The sequence below is a fragment of the Allobosea rubneri genome (assembly GCF_032464875.1).
In the GTDB taxonomy this organism is placed as follows: Bacteria; Pseudomonadota; Alphaproteobacteria; order Rhizobiales; family Beijerinckiaceae; genus Allobosea; species Allobosea rubneri.
Genome location: NZ_JAWDID010000010.1, coordinates 63,467 through 79,959, shown reverse-complemented (window position 1 = coordinate 79,959; position 16,493 = coordinate 63,467). Strand labels below are relative to the sequence as shown.

Below are 16,493 nucleotides of genomic sequence, written 5' to 3'. Positions count from 1 at the left end.
CCCGATCGGCGATCCTGCGCGCGGCCTGTCGCAGGGGCGGCGGAAGATCATTCGGCGGATCGGATGTAGTCTGAAAGTGGGAAGTTCTGCATTCACGGGCCTGCTCCAGCGGAAAGGCGCCAGATCAACGCAAAGCGACAAGGTCTCGGAAAGAATGCCCTGATACAAGCAGGTTTGGACTGCGAATCGGTGCGAGGCCCGAGAATCAGCGCGATCCCGGGAGTGTTCTCTTCGAAATGGACTCCAGCACTGCTTTTATAGCGGCATCCCTGATGATGCTCGCCAACGGTACTGTCCTGGGGTTCATGCATGGCGACCTACCGGTTTCCCTGCGTCCAGCCTCGCGGAGCTGGCAATCGGGCACCCTGCTCGTCGCCTGCGGTTGCGCGATGTACGCGGTCCAGCCGCTCCTGCCGCTGCCGGTGATGGTGACGGTCTCGAATGGCCTGATCCTGCTCGGGCTCACCGCCTATTGCCGGGCTCTCTATGCCTTCTACGAGCGCTCGCCACGCGCATGGTTGCCACTGCCGGCCATCCTTGGCGTGCTGGGGGTCTTCTGGTTCTCCGCCGTTCAGCCGAATACCGAGATTCGGATCGTCCTGATTTCCGCGGCCTGGCTGGTGCTGATGGGAAACAGCGTTTTGATTCTGAAGCGTGGCGCGCGGCGTGACGACGCGCTGAGCCGCCGTATGCTCCTCGCCATCTTCGCGGGCGTCTTCCTGTTCACGGCCTTGCGCCTGCTGCACTACGTTCGTCTCGGAATGGCGGCGGATTTCAGCATTGCCACCGATGCGAGCTGGATGAACCTCGCTACGCCGATGCTGGGAGCGGCTTTGCCGGTGATCGGGACCACCGCGTTCGTCCTGATGTGCTCGGAGCGGATTCGCCGGCAATGGGAGCGGGCCGCGTCGACCGATTACCTGACGGACCTGCCGAACCGGCGCACGCTCACGCAGGCCGGCGTCGAGCGTTTCAAGGCGGCGCGTGCCCGCGAGGAGGGCTTCGCGATCGCCGTCATCGATATCGACCGCTTCAAGACCATCAACGACCAATATGGCCACGAGACTGGCGACATCGCCCTCAAGCATGTCGGCGCAAGATTGAAATCGGCCATACGCGATGTCGATCTCGTGGCCCGGACCGGCGGCGAGGAGTTCGTGGTGCTGTTCGACCGGGTCGGTCCCGAAGAGGTCGAGGCTGCGGCCGAGCGCCTGCGCTCTGCGGTGCGGCTTCATTCTTTCACTGCTGGCACCGTCAAGATATCGATCACCGTCTCAGTCGGTGTCGCCATCTGCCGGGGGGAGGATGCCGATTTCAACGCATTGCTCCGGCGCGCGGACGAAGCGCTCTACGCGGCGAAATCGGCCGGCCGGAACCAGGTCAAGCTGGCGGCCTGAGTCGCGCGTGGGACCGACGCCTGTCGCGCCTTAACCATTCGTTAAGCATTCGATTGCGGCGGCGGCTCCTCGGACGCAAGATTGCGCCTTGAAATCGCAAACGCGAGAGAAACGTCATGTCGATGGCATTGGCCGATCGCAGGCCGCGCCCTGTTCGAGCCGCCGCCGAGCCGGGCAGAGGCTCGCTGGAGAGCTTCTTCGCCGGTCTCGCGCCGGACTGGCACTCGCGCTGGGCCTGGGACCATTACGAGGCGACGATCCTGGCGCTCGCGCATCAGTTCGGCCTGAGGCGCGTCTGCGAGGTCGGCGGAGGGCGCGACCCGCTATTCTCGCCGGAGGAGGCGCGCCGCTACGGGCTCGACCTCGTCGTCAACGACATCGACGCCGGTGAGCTCGCACTGACTCCGAAAGGCTTGCGCACCGCCCGCTTCGACATCGCGGGCGACCTTTCCGAGCCCGATATCGCGCGCGGCGGCTATGACATGATGGTCTCGCGCATGGTTTTCGAGCATGTCCAGGACGTCGAGCGCGCCTGGACCAACATCCATGCCTTGCTGGCACCGGGGGGCGTCGGTCTCGCCTTCGTGCCGACGCTCTGGGCGCCGGTCTTCGCGCTCAACCATGTCCTGCCCGAGAAGGCCTCCCGCGCCATCGTCCACGCTCTGTTTCCGGCACGGCGCGAAGGTGGCGACGATCCGAAGTTCCCTGCCTTCTATGACTGGTGCCGTGGCAGCCGCACCAGGCTGGCGCCGATGTTGAAGCGGGCCGGCTTCAGCGACATCCATGTCCAGCCCTTCTGGGGGCACGGCTATTTCGACCGGATGCCGGGGTTGCGCCAGGTCGACGATGCCTTCAACCGGCTGGCGGCCAGGATCGGTTTCGAGGCCCTGACGACCTATGCCTATGTGGTCGTGCGGAAGGAGCGCTGAGGCTGGTCACCGCGCGGCGGCATCGCCGGGTTGAGCACGGCCAGCCCCCAGACCAGGCCGAGCATCAGGTAGAAATGCCGCCAGTGGTCGGTGTCGATCTGGATGCCTTGCAGGATCGTCACGAACAGCACCGACCAGAGCACGATCGCATGGCCCTGCCAGGGCGAGCGCCGCATCGCGACGCGCCAGCCGGCAAGGCAGGTCGCGGCCATCAGCGCCAGGAAGGAGACGCCGCCGAGCCAGCCATAGGAGGCGAAGGCGTTGATGTAGACATTGTGCGGGTCTTCCGGGAAGTGCCAGCGGAAGCGCAGCGGGCCGAAGCCGTTCGGTAAGTCTAGCAGGAGCGGGATCGAGCGCAGCTGGTTGCCGAATCGGCCGGTGACGCCCTGGTCGTAGTCCTGGTCGAGGCTGGCGCGGATCTCGAAGACGCTGCGGATGTTCTCGAAGGACAGTGCGATCAGCATCGCGACCACGACCAGCACCAGCGAGACCAGCGTCAGGAAGACGATGCGGGTGCGTTGTTTGCTGCTCGGCGAGGTCAGGAAGGTCAGCGCCGTCATCATCAGCGTGGCGGCGACAAGATTGGCCCAGGCGCCGCGCGAGAAGCTCAGGAAGAGCGCGAGCAGCGGCACGCTCATCAGCAGGAAGCCCTTGACCAGGCCGACCCGCCCGGTGAGCACGGCATGCAGGGTGTAGACGATCGGCAGCACCAGGAAGGGGCCGAGCACATTCGGGTCCTTGAAGGTGCCGGAGGCACGGCCATGCAGCGAGAGCACGCTGCCGAGGCCGGCCACGTCGAAATAGCCGAGCAGGCCGGCAAAGCCGGCGCACCAGGCCGAGAAGAGATAGCCCTTGCGCAGCGTGTCGAGGCGCCCGAGCGGGTCTTCCGCCATGATCGCGGCGAAGAAGATCGCCGTCAGCATCAGATAGACCGAGACGGCGGTGAAGCGGACCGAGGGGGGCTCGTCCATCCAGGGCAGTAGCGAGAAGACGCCGCCGAGATTGTAGAGCAGCAGCAGGATCGCGAGGGGCAGCAGCTTCTGCGAGAAGCGGATACCGGTCAGCGCGAACACAAAGAGCGCGATCAGGAAGACGAGTTCGTAGGGCGAGGGCTCGATCAGGGCAAAGCCGCTCGAGGCGGTGAGCAGCCAGAGAGCCCCGCGCTTGATCGCGGCATAGGAAATCTGCAGGCCGCCATGGCGCCGGCCACCAGCCTCACCTCCCTGCGCCAGCGTGCTCAATAGGCGTTCTCGTTCTTCGTCAGGAGCGAGAACGGCGTCTTGATCAGGATGTAGAGGTCCAGCAGCACCGACCAGTTCTCGATGTAATAGAGATCGTGCTCGACGCGGCGCTGGATCTTGTCCTCGGTATCGGTCTCGCCGCGCCAGCCATTGATCTGGGCCCAGCCGGTGATGCCGGGCTTGACCTTGTGGCGGGCGAAATAACCGTCGACCACCTGCTCATAGGCGCGGTTCGAGGCGGTGGCATGAATCGCGTGCGGGCGCGGGCCGACCAGCGAAAGATTGCCCTTGAAGACGACGTTGAAGAGTTGCGGCAGCTCGTCGATCGAGGTCTTGCGGATGAAGCGGCCGACGCGGGTCACGCGTGGGTCGTCCTTGGTAACCTGCTTGGCGGCGGCGAAGTCGCTCATCTCGTGATAGAGCGAGCGGAATTTCAGCACCTCGATCAGCTCGTTGTTGAAGCCGTAGCGCTTCTGGCGGAACAGGATCGGGCCCTTCGAGTCGAGCTTGATCGCGATCGCGGTCGCCAGCATCAGCGGCGAGAGCAGGATCAGGGCCAGCGTGCCGACGATCTTGTCGAACAGCCATTTGACGACGATGTCCCAGTCCGCGATCGGCCGGTCGAAGACGTCGAGCACCGGAACGGCGCCGATATAGGAGTAGGAGCGCGGCCGGAAACGCAGCTTCGACATATGGGCCGAGAGCCGAATGTCGATCGGCAGCACCCAGAGCTTGCGCAGCATGGTGAGCAGCCGCGCCTCGGCCGAGATCGGCAAGGTGAAGATCACGAGGTCGAGCTTTGTGCGGCGGGCGAACTCGACGAGATCGTCGATCGTGCCGAGCTTGGGATAGCCGGCGACGAGGTCGGGCGAGCGGTCGTCATTGCGGTCGTCGAAGACGCCGCAGACGCGCAGCCCCGTGTCGCGCTGGGCTTCCAGCGCCTTGATCAGCTCCTCTCCCGCCGGCCCGCCCCCGACGATCGCAGTGCGCCGCTCCAGCCGTCCGAGACGGGTCAGGCGCAGCACGATCATCGTCACGGCGAGCCGCTCGGCCAGCAGCAGCGCGAGGCCGCCGGCATAGAAGCTCGCCAGCCAGACGCGCGAGACCTGATCGCCGATCTTGAGGAAGAAGAACGCCGCCAGCGCCAGCAGGAACAGCACTGTCCAGCCGGCGATGATCCTCACCGCCATGGTGACGAAATTGCGCAGCGCGCCGATATGATAGAGATGCAGCGCCTGGAAGGCGGCGAGCGCGCCGACCGCAAGCAGCGGAATGGTGACCTGATAGGGCAGGGCGTTCTCGACCTTGCCGGCGACATAGAGCCAGAAGATCAGGCCGCCGACGCCGACCACCACCACGAAGTCTGCCAGCCGCACCAGACCTTCGATCAGCACCGGCGATAATGTGCGCTTGACCGGCATGGCGGCGATGCGCTCGGCCAACGGATGGAAGGCGCGGGTGGCGCCGGAGGTGGGCGTGCCCTCCTGTGCCGGGCCGGCCGAATCCGCCTTGATCAGGTCGCGAACGTCGAAAGCGCCCATCTCGTCATGTCCTCTCCGCCTGCCCGGACCAGAGGTCCGAGCATCGGCTGTCGACTAGCGCAAATTGCTCTCGGAAGGTTTAACCCGCCGCTGCGAAAGGTGCAGCGATTTGAGGGAGTTCGAGCGCGGTTTCCGGGTGTTTAACCGGCACGCCTCGCCCCTCCGGAGGCGCCCGCGGCGGGGATGGATTTTAACGAAGGCATTCAAGGTGATAGCCATAGTTTTCGCTGGCCAGAAAATACCCTGAAAATACAGTTTTCAGCGTCAAAATCCAGCGTAGCGTTGACAAAAGGCCCCGTTTCAGGCATTCAAGGGTCGCGATGAGCGACTGAGAAGCACATTTTTGAAGGCCTCCGCCCCCGGGATTTCCGGAAACAGGGTGAGATGCTGTGCTGACCTTCGGTGACAATCGAAGCGTTCCTTTTACTCTCTTGCTTCGTCTTTAAAACGCCAACGATGCGCACCCCGTCGACGTCGCACCCGCGTCGCCGGCGCCCTGGGCCCGCGCCAATTGTGTGACCTGTGTCTTTTCACTGGATTGTTCTGCTCGCGGCGGTTGCCGTCGAGGTTCTCGCTACGTCGGCGCTGAAGGTCTTCGTTTCAGCGCCGCTCTTCCTGGCCTTTCTGCCGCTCGTGCTGATCGGCCTCTCCTTTGCCCTGCTCAGCCTGGCGCTGCGCGTCATTCCGATGGCCGTCGCCTATGCGGTCTGGGAAGGGCTCGGTATCGTCGGCATCGCCGTCATCGGCCATGTCCTGTTCGCCGAGCATCTGACGCCGGAGCGCCTTGCGGCGCTGGCCATGATCGTAGCCGGCATCGTGCTGCTCGAGCGCGGCGTCGGCCATGACGAGCCCGACCATGACGAGGTCGGCCATGAACAGCAGAGGAGGACGGCATGAGCGCCACCTTCTCTCCGCAAGGCCTGGCCATCCTCTGGCTCGTGCTCGCGGTCGGGCTCGAGGTCGCCGGCACGGCGCTGCTCAAGCTCTCAGACGGGCTGAAGCGCCGCCTGATCGGCGGCGCCGGCGTCATCCTCGTCATTGGCGCCTTCGGCGCCTTGGCCCAGGCGATCCGCGGCATGGACCTTTCGGTTGCCTATGCCGCCTGGGGCGGGGCGGGTCTCGTCATCACCGCGGTGGTCGGCGCGCTCGCCTTCGGCCAGGCCATCCGGCCGGCCGGATGGCTCGGCATCGCGCTGGTCGTCGCCGGCGTGGTGGCGCTCAAGCTGGCCTGAGCCCTCTCCTCACTGCAGGAACGGGTTCTTCCAGCCGCCCTGCTGGGCGGGAGCCTTGGGCGGGAAGCTCGCCTCGAGATAGTCGAGCACCTTCTTGCGGTCCTCGTCCCCGAGCGGCTGCATGTTGTGCTTGCTGACCATCCAGGCGAGCGTCTCCTCCCATTTGTCGCGGCTCATGCCCTGGGCCGCGACCAGCTTGAAGTTATGGCAGGCGACGCAGGCGTAGAACGCCTCCTCGCGATGAGGCGCCTCCGGGAACATCTCTGGCGTTTCCTCGGCGGGGGTGGGCGCCTGCGCCAGGGCCAGCGAGGCCGTGAACATCACTGCCGCGCCGAGCGTGAGCCCGGCGCGGCGCAACAACGAACTCATCGAGATCATCCGACCAGCACCGCCACCCGATGCATCGGGTTTGCGCCGTAGCCCTGCGGATTCCAGCCGCCGGCGACATGCGGCTGCGCCCGGCCCTTGCCGTCGGTCGCCCGCACCCAGAGCTCGTAATAGCCATCGGAGGGCAGCTCGACCTCGGCCGTCCAGCGGCGCCAGTCGAAGCGGTTGCGAGGCTCGGCCGCCTTGGCCTGCTGCCAGGTCGCGCCGAAATCGATCGAGACATCGACGCGGGAGACGCCGTCATGCCCGTCCCAGGCGGCGCCGCGCAAAGCGAGCTTGCGCGTGCCGGCCGGAAGGCGCGTGCCATTGGCCGGGTTGGTGATGATGCCGCGCACCGGCATCGAGGTCATGGTGCGCATGTTGGATTCGTCGGTCTTGCCGCCGGGGATCATCGGCTTGATCGCGACCGAATAGGAGGTCCCGCCCATGCCCTGGCCGTCATGGACCTTGTCGCGGATCGCGATGCGCTTCAGCCATTTATGCGAGACGGAAGCCGGGAAGCCGGGAATGATCACCCGCAGCGGCCCGCCATGGATGTTGTTGAGCGGCTGGCCGTTCATCGCCCAGACCAGCAGCGCGTGCTGCTCCATCGCGGCCTCGATCGGTACACCCCGCGAGAGCACGTCCTTGCTCGGATCGCCCGAGAGATGCTGGTCGGCACCGTAATTGCCGGTGTGGACCGCGCTCGGCTTCAGCCCGGCGCTCTTCAGCACCTCGGCGAGCGAGACGCCGGTCCATTCGGCGCAGCCGGCGCCGCCATTGGTCCACTGGTTGCCGCGCGCGGTCGGCTGGAAGAAGGAGCGGCCGTTGCCGCCGCATTCCAGCACCATCCGATAGGTCTTGGCGGCGAATTTCTGCTTGAGCTCGCCGAGCTTCATCTTCAGCGGGGTGTTGACCTCGCCGTCGATGCTGAACTCCCAGGCGTCACCTTCGGTGAAGCCTTCCGGGGTCTGGCCGTTGTTGCGGATGTAGAACTTCTCGGTCGGCGTGGTGTCGTCGTCGAGCATGTGCTCGGGAGTCTCGGCGACGAGCGGACGGTCGCCGAGCAGGACGAGGCCCTTGGCCTTACCCGGGAAATCGAGGAGCTGCGGGCCCTTGGGCGCGGCAGCGGGCGGCGCGCCCGCCGGGGCCGCGGTGCCTTGCGCCATCGCGGCCGGGATCAGCCCGGCCGGCATGTTGGCCGAGAAGGGGATCGCCCCGCCGACGGCCGCGCCCATCGCCGCGAGACCGGCGCCGCCCAGGAAGCCGCGTCGCGAGGAATCGGTACGCCGGCCGAAGGCCTGCGCATCGGCCCGCTCTGGATCGTCGCGATAAAGTTCCGCCAGGGAGCGTTCAGCCTTCGCCATCGGTTTCCTCCTTCAGGCGCATCACGAAAAGGGCGCCACTGGAGGATGAGACGTTCGAGCGTCTGGAATAATTCCATGCTGTCCCGTCTTTTTAGGATGGGACCTCAGGCGAGGCAGGACGGCGCGGCGCTCCAGTCCTGGCGAAGAGCCGTGCGCAGGGGTTCGATGCCGGGACCGGGATGTGTGGTCAGGTCTCTCAGGAAGCCCGCCATGATGGCGAAGCGCGCCGCCGGCATGCCCGTCGCGATCAGAAGATAGCTCTTGCCGTCGGCGTTCCAGCGGGCGAGCGCATGGGGTGTCTCGCTGCGGCCGGGCGGGCGCTCGGGCTGAAGCTGCGTCGTGACGTGCAGGCTCAGGCGGCAGCCGCGCGTCCCGGTGAAGCCGGCATGTTCCTCGCCGCCTGCCGCCAGATTGCGCCAGGCCGGCCGCAGGCCGAGCCGCGCCAGCTCGCTCGCGATCGGATCGGAGGAAACCTGCACCACGTCCTCGGCGGGGACGGTGTCCGCATGGCGCTCATGGGCAGCGAGCGATGCGGCCAGGAAGCGGTCGTCCGGCGGACTGCCCGCCGGTCCAAGGGCGAAGAGGGCTGCGCCGGCGACGAGCGCCAGGGCAACTGCGGCGGCGAGGTTGCGATGGCGTCGCTGCGGCGGCGCCTTGGCGCGGGGGAAGGGCGGTGCGTCGCCGATCGGCAGCGCTCGCAACTGCTCCTTCAGCCCGATGATGCCGCGCAGGGCCTGCGCCGCCGGAGGCGAGGCGCCGAGCAGGGCCGCGACCTCGCGCTGATCGGCGACCGCCAGTTCGCCATCGGCAAAGGCGTTGAGCCGCTCCCAGTCGGCCGGGCCGGGCATGTCAGCGCGCCGCGACATGGCGCTGCGGCAGCATGCGGATATTGGTCTCGCCGATGATGGCGAGCATGGCGGCCCGGGCACGGGCCAGCCGGCTCATCACCGTGCCGGTCGGCACGCCGATGATCGCCGCCGCTTCCGCATAGCTGAAGCCATCGAGATCCACCAAGACCACCACCTCTTTCATCGCGAGCGGCAATTGCTCCAGCGCCTGCCGCACCGTGATGGCGTTGAGCGCGCGCTCCGCGACACGCCAGTCGATCGGTTCGGGCGCTTCGCCGCCTGCCTCGCGCGCTTGCCGCCGGCTCTGATCGACCAGCAGGTTGCGCAGGATGCAGTAGAGCCAGCGCCGATAGGCGACGTCGTCTGCGGGCTCACTCTTCGCGCTGAGTACGCGCAGCGCCGCCTCCTGGGCGGCGTCGCCGGCCCGTTCGCGATCCCGCGTCAGGGCGCAGGCATAGCGGAAGAGCCGAGTCCATTCGCGTTCGAGCCGCGCATTGCGCGTCGACTTGCGTCCGTCGCGCCACATGATCGCGCCATCCGAACCAGTTCTCGTGCGGAGGGATCAGGCCATCGCCGGCCCGCCGCAGTGAGGGAAAGGCCAGCCTATAGCGCAGGGGGCGCGAAAGTCGAACGGCTTTTCCACGCTCTCGCGGGAAGGCGCAGGCGCTCAGCCGAGGCGCTTGGCCAGCGCGCTGCGATAGGCGCCGAGCACGCCGTCGACCATCGCATTCAGGCAGAAATTCGCCCGCACATAGCTCGCGAGATCGGTCGCTTCGGCGCGGCGTGCCGCTTCCGGCATGGCGAGGGTCGCGCGAATCGTGTCCGCGAGGATCGTCGGATCATTGGGCGGGATCAGCCGCGGCGCGTGCTTGGGGCCGTAGATTTCCTTGATGCCGCCGACATCGGTCGCAATCAGCGGCTGGGCTGCGGCCGCTGCTTCGAGAATGACATAGGGCAGCGATTCGGCGCGCGAGGGGATCACCATGATCCTGGCCTTGGCCAGCGCGGCGCGGATCGGTCCGGGCGGCTCGAAGGCGCATTGTCCGGCGACGCCGTGATCGACCGTCATCTGCTTGAGCAACGCCTCGTCCGGTCCCGAGCCCACGATCAGGACGCGTGGGGTCAGCCCGTCGCACGCCTTCAGGATCTCCAGCGATTCGATCAGCGTGTCGACACCCTTGGCCGAGCGCAATTCGCCGAGATAGACGAGATCGAAGCTCGCGGCGGTATGGTCGATCGGCGCGAATTCGGCATCCGAGATGCCGTTCAGCACGATGCGATGGTCGGTGCGCGGCAGGTGGCCGGTGCAAGCCTGGAAGCGGCCGGCGATGAAGGCGCTCTCGAACAGGAACATGTCGGTCGCCGGCTCGAGCAGGCGCTCGACGCCCATATAGACGCGGTGCTCCGTGCTGCCCGGCTTGTAGTTGAAGCTGCCGCCATGGGGCGTGTAGGCCGTGATGTAGCTGCGCCCGGGAGAGATCAGCGCGGGCAGGCGGGCATAGACGCCGCCCTTGGAGCCGTGGGCATGCACGACCTGCGGCGCGACCCTGCGCCGCGTCGCGGCCGCGGAAAGCTGAGCTCTGGCGTCGGTCAGGCTCGGATAGCGCGACATCGGCACGCGCGTCACGCCGAGCGAGAGCTTCGGTCCGAGCTCGGCGAAGACCTCGTCGGCACGGGCGCCTCCGGTCGTCGAATCGCAGAAGATGCCGACTTCGTGGCCACGTTCAACCTGGCCGCGCGCGAGATCGAGTACATGCCGGAACAGCCCGCCGAGCGGGGCGCGGAAGACATGTAGGATCTTCAAGGGGCCGGCGTCGGTCGCGGCGGGCATGGGGTCGAGCTCCGCGCCGGGATTAGAACCAGCGTTCCTTGATCACGATGGTGTCGCCGGGGCGCACCGCATAGGTGATCGGCACCGTGGCAGTGACGAGCTGGCCGTCCATCAGTCGTGTCACTTCGGCGTAGTTGCGCTGGCCGCGCGGCGTGAAGCCACCCGCAATCGCCACGGCGGTCTGCACCGTCATGCCGTTGACGAACGGGAACTGGCCGGAATTGGTGACTTCGCCGAGCACGAAGAATGGCCGGTAGGCGTCGACCTCGACCGAAACCCTCGGCTCGCGCAGATATCCGGAACGCAACCGCGCCTCGATGGCGCGCTCGAGCTGCGCGGTGGTGCGGCCATTGGCGTCGACCGCGCCGATCAGCGGCATCGAGATGCGGCCGCTGCCGTCGACGGCATAGACGTTGGAGAGGTTGTCCTGGCCGAAAACGATGATGCGCAGCCGGTCGCCGCTGGCGAGCTGATAGGGGCCCGCGCTCTCGACGGAGAATTCCGGCGCGACGATGCGAGGCGCGCAGCTTGCCGCCGCAAGCGCGACCGCCAGCGCAAGACAGACGGGGCGTCTACTCATCATCGCGTGCTGAACCCATCGAAAAAGCCAGGGTCAGGGTTATGCGGACATGCTTAAGAGCAGGTTAAAATTCGCTCCCGATTAACCATGTCGGCCGTGCTGGACGCATTCTCGTGGGAGGTTGCCGCCGTCGCGGAGCTGAAGTTGTGCTCGGTGTCGATCATACGCTGTCGCCGGGCCGCGTTTACCGCCCAATAACCTTAATCCGCTTTCATTGACGCTGCGTCCTGCCGAGGGCGCGAGAGTTTTGCGTGAATGGAAGAGTCATGACCGCTCGCGATGACACTGCCCCGGCTGCCGGCGAAGGCCGCTCCGGTGACATGCTCGATCTGACTGCGCTCTGGGCCGCGATCAAGGCGAGGAAGGCCTGGATCATCGGGCCGACGCTGGTGGCGCTTGGCCTGTCCTTCGTTGCCGTCAACGTCATCCCGCCGCGCTATACCGGCGAGGCGCGGTTGCTGCTCGAGAACGGCGACAGCTTCTACACGCGCCCAGGGCCGACAGCCGATAATTACGGCGCGCAGTTCGACAGCGAAGGCGTCCAGAGCCAGGTCCAGGTCGTGATGTCGCGTGATCTGGCGCGCGAGGCGATCAAGCGCATCGGCCTTGTCGGCAATCCCGAGTTCGATTCCGGCGCGGGCGCGCTCGGAGCCTTGAAGAAGCTCGGCGTGCTGGTTGGTCTTGGCGCGCACCCGGCCGACCGCTCGCCCGAGGAGCGCGTGCTGGAGAAGTATTACGACCGGCTGCTGGTCTACCCCGTCGGTCGCTCGCGCATCGTCGCGATCGAGTTTACCTCGCAGGATCCCGAGCTTGCCGCCAGGGCTGCGAACGTCATTGCCAGCACCTATCTCGAGATGCAGGGCGCGGCCAAGCAGGACACCGCCCGCAGCGCCTCGTCCTGGCTCTCGACCACGATCGATCCGCTGCGCAAGAAGCTGGCGGAATCTGAGGCCAAGGTCGAGGATTTCCGCTCGCGCCATGGCCTGCTGGTCGGCACCAACAATACGACGATCACCTCCCAGCAGCTCGCCGATCTCTCGAGCCAGCTTTCCAACGCCCGCACCCAGCAGGCCGAGGCGCAGGCCAAGGCCTCGATCATCCGCGACGCGATGAAGACCGGGCGCACTTTCGAGATTCCGGATGTCGCCAACAACGAGCTGGTGCGCCGTCTGATCGAGCAGCGCGTCAATCTGCGCGCGCAGATCGCGCTCGAATCGCGCAACCTCCTCTCCGAGCATCCGCGCATCAAGGAGCTCAACGCCCAGCTCGCCGATCTCGAAGGCCAGCTGCGCGCCGCCTCGGAGCGCGCCGTGCGCACGCTCGAGAACGAGGCGAAGATTGCCGGCCAGCGCGTCGAGAGCTTCACCGCCGCCCTGGAGGGGCAGAAGAAGACCGTCTCCGGCGCCAATGACAGCGAAGTGCAGCTGCGCGCGCTCGAGCGCGAGGCGCGTACTCAGCGCGAGCAGCTCGAACAGTACATGCTGCGCTATCGCGAGGCGCTCGCGCGCGATGCCGACAATGCGACGCCGGCCGATGCCCGCATCATCTCGCGCGCCGTTGAGCCGACGCAGCCCTCCTTCCCGAAGAAGATTCCGACGATGATCGTCGCGACGCTCGCGACCTTCCTGATCGCGCTCGCGGCCATCATCTCGCGCGAGCTGCTGAACGGGGCGGCGGGACCTGGAGGCGCGGGCACCTCGCGGCCGCCGCGCAAGCCGCCGGGCTGGGTCGGCGCCGCTGCCGGCCGTCCTGACACGCAGCCGGAAGCGGGAGGCGACAAGACCGTCGATCCGCGCGAAGCCCGCGTCGCCGGCCTGCTCACCCATGGCGGCCGCGTCGGCCAGATGCAGCTCGACCTTTCCGATCCCGACCGGAGCCTCGCCGACCTGTCCGCGCGGGTCGATGACGGCCGGCCTGGCTATGCCCCGCTTGTCGTCGTGCTCGACGGCGCGGCGCCGGGCGATGCCTCGGCCCGGGAGCTGGCGACCCTGCTTTCCGAGCGCTGCCGCTGCGTCCTGATCGATCTCGGCAGCGATGCCGAGCGTCACCAGCCGGGCTTCTCGGAGCTGCTCTCCGGCGAGGCGCTGTTCTCCGACATCATCACCCGCAGGCCGAACTCGCGCCTGCACGAGATCGGGCCGGGCTATGCCGGACGCGCCGCCGTACTCGCCGCGCCCGATATCGTCGAGGTCGCTCTCGATGCGCTCTGCGAGACCTATGACTGGGTTCTGGTCGTCGCCGCCTCGACCGACGAGGCCGCCGTGCTGGCGCCGCTCGTCGCCCAGGCCCAGGCAGCGCTGGTCATGGCTGGCCATGTCGGCAACGGTCATGCGGTCGAGGCCGCCTACCGCCTCTCCGATCTGACCAAGGCGCCGATCGCGCTGGTGATGGTCGAAGGGGAGGGACGCGCCGGCGAGATCACGCGCGAGCCCAGCCCGGTCATGGCCTGAAGCGGCGTTGCAAAGCCTCGCGACGGCGACCTCAGTCGTCGTCGCCAGGCGACGGCCGACGCTTCAGCCAGCCGAGCGCGCGTAGCGACAGCTTCAATGCCAGCGGCGAGGCCTTGATCCGCCGCTTCAGCGCCCGCTTCGCCTGGCTGAAGCTTGCATAGGCGCGGCCCTTGGCGGTCAGTGGGAAGAAGGTGTCGACCAGGTCGTCCCGGTCGTCGCAGATCGTCGTCTTGTAGCGGGCCTCGCCGACCCCGAGATCGAACATCGTCAGCCCGGCCCGGCATTTGCGCTTGATCAGCTGGACCAGCAGGATCTCGCCGGGGCTGGTACGTGCTGCAGGCGAGGCGAGGTCGAAAGACGTCGCCATGCCTGAAAAGCGCGCGCCATGGACCGCGCCGACATAGGTCGCGACCGGCTGCCCTTCGAGATCGAGCGAATAGAGCTCTACGACCGGCGGGCGCCCGGGCGTACCGAGGGCGGCCTCGCGCAGGAAGCTACGGATCGCCGGATCGGCGAAGGGGTCGGGCAGGCGCATCTGGGCGAAGCGGGCCGCCTTCTGCGCCAGGAAGGCATCGAGCACGCGATCAACTGCGAGTGGATTCTGCGCCTGCACCAGCTCCGAATGGCCGAACTCGGCGAAGCGGTTGCGCTTGGTGGTCAGCTTCTTGCGGGCGTGCTTGCTCATCGAGCGGCGCAAGGTGCCGTCGCAGTCGCCGGGCTGGAGCGCGAGCTTGTAGGCTCGGCTCGGGCTCGCGCCGGCGGAAAGGCGGGCCATCGGGTTTTCGATGCCCTGCCAGGAGGCCGGCTGGTTGACGAAGACGAAGGCGTCGACCTCGCCGATCGCGGCGCCGGCTTCTGCCAGTAGCTGCCTGGTCATGTCGTCGTCGAGGCTCTCCGCGAAATCGCGCCGGTAGAGGCCCATGTGATAATTGGCATGCTTGCCGCCGATGAACTCGGCGAAGCGGGTGCCGTGCCGGCGCGTGATCACCAGCGGCAGGAGGCCGAGCGTCGCGCCCTCGGCGTCGCACATCCGCACGAAGCGGAACGCCATCGCCTCGGCGCGGCCGACGGTCTCGACGAAAGGCCGGATCCAGTCATAGGCCTGATAGGGGGTGGCGAGGCCGCTAGCTTCCAGCTGGCGCCATTCGCTCTCGAGCGCGCCGATCTCGCTGCCGACGCAGATCCGGCTCCAGCCGCGCGCGCCCGCCCGCTGCGAAGCGGCGGCGGCTGGCAGGCCCGGTGCACATGCGACGGCTGACATTCCTCGATCGGTTCCCGGCTCTTCGTGACTGGCTTCCTTAACCCCGCATTGTGAACGGACCTGCCACTATCGGAACCATCGCATCCCGCGATCGCCGAACAGCGTTAGCGATCGGTTGAATCAAACTCTTCGATAGGCCTGGCATGAGTTTGCGCCACAAGGCTTTTTCCGCCGCCTTCAAGGCGATCGCGCTGACCGGCGCCGACCGCTGGGGCAGGGGGCTGGCGCAGGGCCGGGGCGCGATCCTGATGCTGCACCACGTCCGCCCTGCGCGGGCCGCGGGCTTCCAGCCGAACGGCCTGCTCGAAATCACGCCCGGCTTCCTGGCCCGCGCCCTCAGGCTGATCCGGGCCGAGGGCTACGACATCATCCCGCTCGACGAGGTTCCGGCGCGGCTCGCCGACCCCAGGCCCGGCCGCTTCTTCGTCGCGCTGACCTTCGACGATGGCTATCGCGATAATCTCGACCATGCCTGGCCGGTGCTGGCGAAACATCAGGCGCCCTGGACGCTCTTCGTGACGCCGGGCTTCGCCGAGCGCACGGCGCGGCTCTGGTGGCTGGAATTGGAGGAGGCGATCCGCGCCCTGCCGCAGATCGCGCTCGATCTGCCTGATGGCCGCTTCAGTGCGCCCACCGGCTCCGACGCCGAGAAGCAGAAGGCCTTCGACCGTCTCTATTGGCGCCTGCGCAGGGGGCCGGAAGCGGTCCTGCTGTCGGCGATCGCCGATCTTTGCCGCCAGGCCGGCGTCGACCCGGTTGCATTGGTCGAGCGCGAATGCCTGCCGCTGGAGACGCTGCGTGCGCTCGCCGGCGCCCCCGGCGTCACTATCGGCGCCCATACGATGAGCCATCCGATGCTCGCAAAGCATCCGGAAGAGGAGGCGCGCCGCGAGATCGTCGCGAGCAAGGCCTGGCTGGAGGAGAAGCTCGGCCTGACGATCCGCCATTTCGCCTATCCGGTCGGCGATCCCGGCTCGGCCGGCCCGCGCGAATTCGCGCTGGCAAAGGAGGCAGGCTTTGCCAGTGCCGTGACGACACGGCCGGGACACCTCTTTGCCGAGCATGCCGAGCACCTGCACGCGCTGCCGCGCGTCTCGCTCAACGGGCTGCATCAGAGTGAGGCGGCGCTCGGGTCGCTACTTTCCGGTCTGCCATTCCTGCTCTGGAACCGGGGCCGGAAGCTGAATGTCGGTTAGCGCGGGGAACCCTCTCCTGGAAGGAGAGAGGTTCTGGCCTCAGCTTTCGTCCTTCCGCTCCATCCACTTGATCAGCGGCAGCAGCGGTAGCACCCAGGCGAGGCCGAGCACGATATAGGCGATGGTCTGCACCGGCTTCGAGGCTTCGGTGATGCGTCCCTGCGCCAGGGCCATGGCGACCAGCGCGTAGACGCAGACGAAGACCAGGATCACGACCGTGCCGACGAGCTTGCGATGGCTTTGGGTCATGGGTC

General features: G+C 67.1%; 16 protein-coding genes. 6 read left to right on the top strand and 10 right to left on the bottom strand.

Annotated elements, in window-relative coordinates:
• Positions 1–272 precede the first annotated feature (272 nt).
• Both RKE40_RS09170 and RKE40_RS09165 read left to right on the top strand, forming a co-directional pair.
• A complete protein-coding gene (locus tag RKE40_RS09170) occupies positions 273–1,397 on the top strand; it encodes a GGDEF domain-containing protein (protein ID WP_316017925.1) in 1,125 nt (374 codons plus the stop codon).
• A 116-nt stretch (positions 1,398–1,513) separates the two neighbouring features.
• Entirely contained in the window at positions 1,514–2,326 is an 813-nt protein-coding gene (locus RKE40_RS09165) for a class I SAM-dependent methyltransferase (RefSeq protein WP_316017924.1), read from the top strand.
• Here RKE40_RS09165 and RKE40_RS09160 read toward each other — a convergent pair.
• Both RKE40_RS09160 and RKE40_RS09155 read right to left on the bottom strand, forming a co-directional pair.
• Positions 2,299–3,567 carry an O-antigen ligase family protein gene (locus RKE40_RS09160; RefSeq protein WP_316017923.1) on the bottom strand — a complete coding sequence of 423 codons (1,269 nt, stop codon included), beginning with the start codon at positions 3,565–3,567 and terminating at the stop codon, positions 2,299–2,301. The two genes, RKE40_RS09165 and RKE40_RS09160, sit on opposite strands and share 28 nt — an antisense overlap.
• The gene (locus RKE40_RS09155; RefSeq protein ID WP_316017922.1) at positions 3,564–5,108 is read right to left on the bottom strand and encodes an undecaprenyl-phosphate glucose phosphotransferase; all 1,545 of its coding nucleotides are present in this window, start codon (positions 5,106–5,108) and stop codon (positions 3,564–3,566) included. The genes RKE40_RS09160 and RKE40_RS09155 overlap by 4 nt, the downstream gene beginning before the upstream one ends.
• A 522-nt stretch (positions 5,109–5,630) precedes the next feature.
• Between RKE40_RS09155 and RKE40_RS09150 the strand changes: the two genes are divergently transcribed.
• Both RKE40_RS09150 and RKE40_RS09145 read left to right on the top strand, forming a co-directional pair.
• Positions 5,631–6,005: a DMT family transporter gene (locus RKE40_RS09150; RefSeq protein WP_316017921.1), complete on the top strand. Its 375-nt coding sequence runs from the start codon at positions 5,631–5,633 to the stop codon at positions 6,003–6,005.
• Positions 6,002–6,340, top strand: coding sequence for an SMR family transporter (locus RKE40_RS09145; protein WP_316017920.1), 339 nt, complete (start codon positions 6,002–6,004; stop codon positions 6,338–6,340). Before RKE40_RS09150 ends, RKE40_RS09145 begins: the two co-directional genes overlap by 4 nt.
• Before the next feature lie 9 nt (positions 6,341–6,349).
• On the opposite strand, the gene RKE40_RS09140 is transcribed toward RKE40_RS09145, so the two are convergent.
• The 6 genes from RKE40_RS09140 to RKE40_RS09115 all read right to left on the bottom strand — a co-directional run bounded on the left by RKE40_RS09140 (position 6,350) and on the right by RKE40_RS09115 (position 11,332).
• Positions 6,350–6,709, bottom strand: a complete 360-nt coding sequence (locus tag RKE40_RS09140) for a hypothetical protein (protein ID WP_316017919.1) — start codon at positions 6,707–6,709, stop codon at positions 6,350–6,352.
• Between the two features lie 5 nt (positions 6,710–6,714).
• Positions 6,715–8,073, bottom strand: coding sequence for a sulfite oxidase (locus RKE40_RS09135; RefSeq protein ID WP_316017918.1), 1,359 nt, complete (start codon positions 8,071–8,073; stop codon positions 6,715–6,717).
• A gap of 104 nt (positions 8,074–8,177) precedes the next feature.
• The gene (locus tag RKE40_RS09130) at positions 8,178–8,921 is read right to left on the bottom strand and encodes an anti-sigma factor (RefSeq protein ID WP_316017917.1); all 744 of its coding nucleotides are present in this window, start codon (positions 8,919–8,921) and stop codon (positions 8,178–8,180) included.
• A 1-nt stretch (position 8,922) separates the two neighbouring features.
• Positions 8,923–9,447, bottom strand: coding sequence for an RNA polymerase sigma factor (locus RKE40_RS09125; protein ID WP_316017916.1), 525 nt, complete (start codon positions 9,445–9,447; stop codon positions 8,923–8,925).
• A 141-nt stretch (positions 9,448–9,588) separates the two neighbouring features.
• A complete protein-coding gene (locus RKE40_RS09120; RefSeq protein WP_316017915.1) occupies positions 9,589–10,752 on the bottom strand; it encodes a glycosyltransferase in 1,164 nt (387 codons plus the stop codon).
• 22 nt (positions 10,753–10,774) lie between these two features.
• Positions 10,775–11,332, bottom strand: a complete 558-nt coding sequence (locus RKE40_RS09115; RefSeq protein WP_316017914.1) for a polysaccharide biosynthesis/export family protein — start codon at positions 11,330–11,332, stop codon at positions 10,775–10,777.
• A gap of 266 nt (positions 11,333–11,598) precedes the next feature.
• On the opposite strand from RKE40_RS09115, the gene RKE40_RS09110 reads away from it, so the two are divergent.
• Positions 11,599–13,782 (top strand): GumC family protein, encoded by a 2,184-nt coding sequence (locus tag RKE40_RS09110; protein WP_316017913.1) that lies wholly within the window; start codon positions 11,599–11,601, stop codon positions 13,780–13,782.
• Between the two features lie 31 nt (positions 13,783–13,813).
• On the opposite strand, the gene RKE40_RS09105 is transcribed toward RKE40_RS09110, so the two are convergent.
• A complete protein-coding gene (locus RKE40_RS09105; RefSeq protein ID WP_316017912.1) occupies positions 13,814–15,043 on the bottom strand; it encodes a GNAT family N-acetyltransferase in 1,230 nt (409 codons plus the stop codon).
• Positions 15,044–15,186: 143 nt separating this feature from the next.
• On the opposite strand from RKE40_RS09105, the gene RKE40_RS09100 reads away from it, so the two are divergent.
• Positions 15,187–16,239: a polysaccharide deacetylase family protein gene (locus RKE40_RS09100; RefSeq protein WP_316017911.1), complete on the top strand. Its 1,053-nt coding sequence runs from the start codon at positions 15,187–15,189 to the stop codon at positions 16,237–16,239.
• Between the two features lie 39 nt (positions 16,240–16,278).
• Here the strand turns inward: RKE40_RS09100 and RKE40_RS09095 are convergent, their stop codons facing one another.
• Positions 16,279–16,488 (bottom strand): DUF2842 domain-containing protein, encoded by a 210-nt coding sequence (locus RKE40_RS09095; RefSeq protein ID WP_316017910.1) that lies wholly within the window; start codon positions 16,486–16,488, stop codon positions 16,279–16,281.
• Positions 16,489–16,493 lie beyond the last annotated feature (5 nt).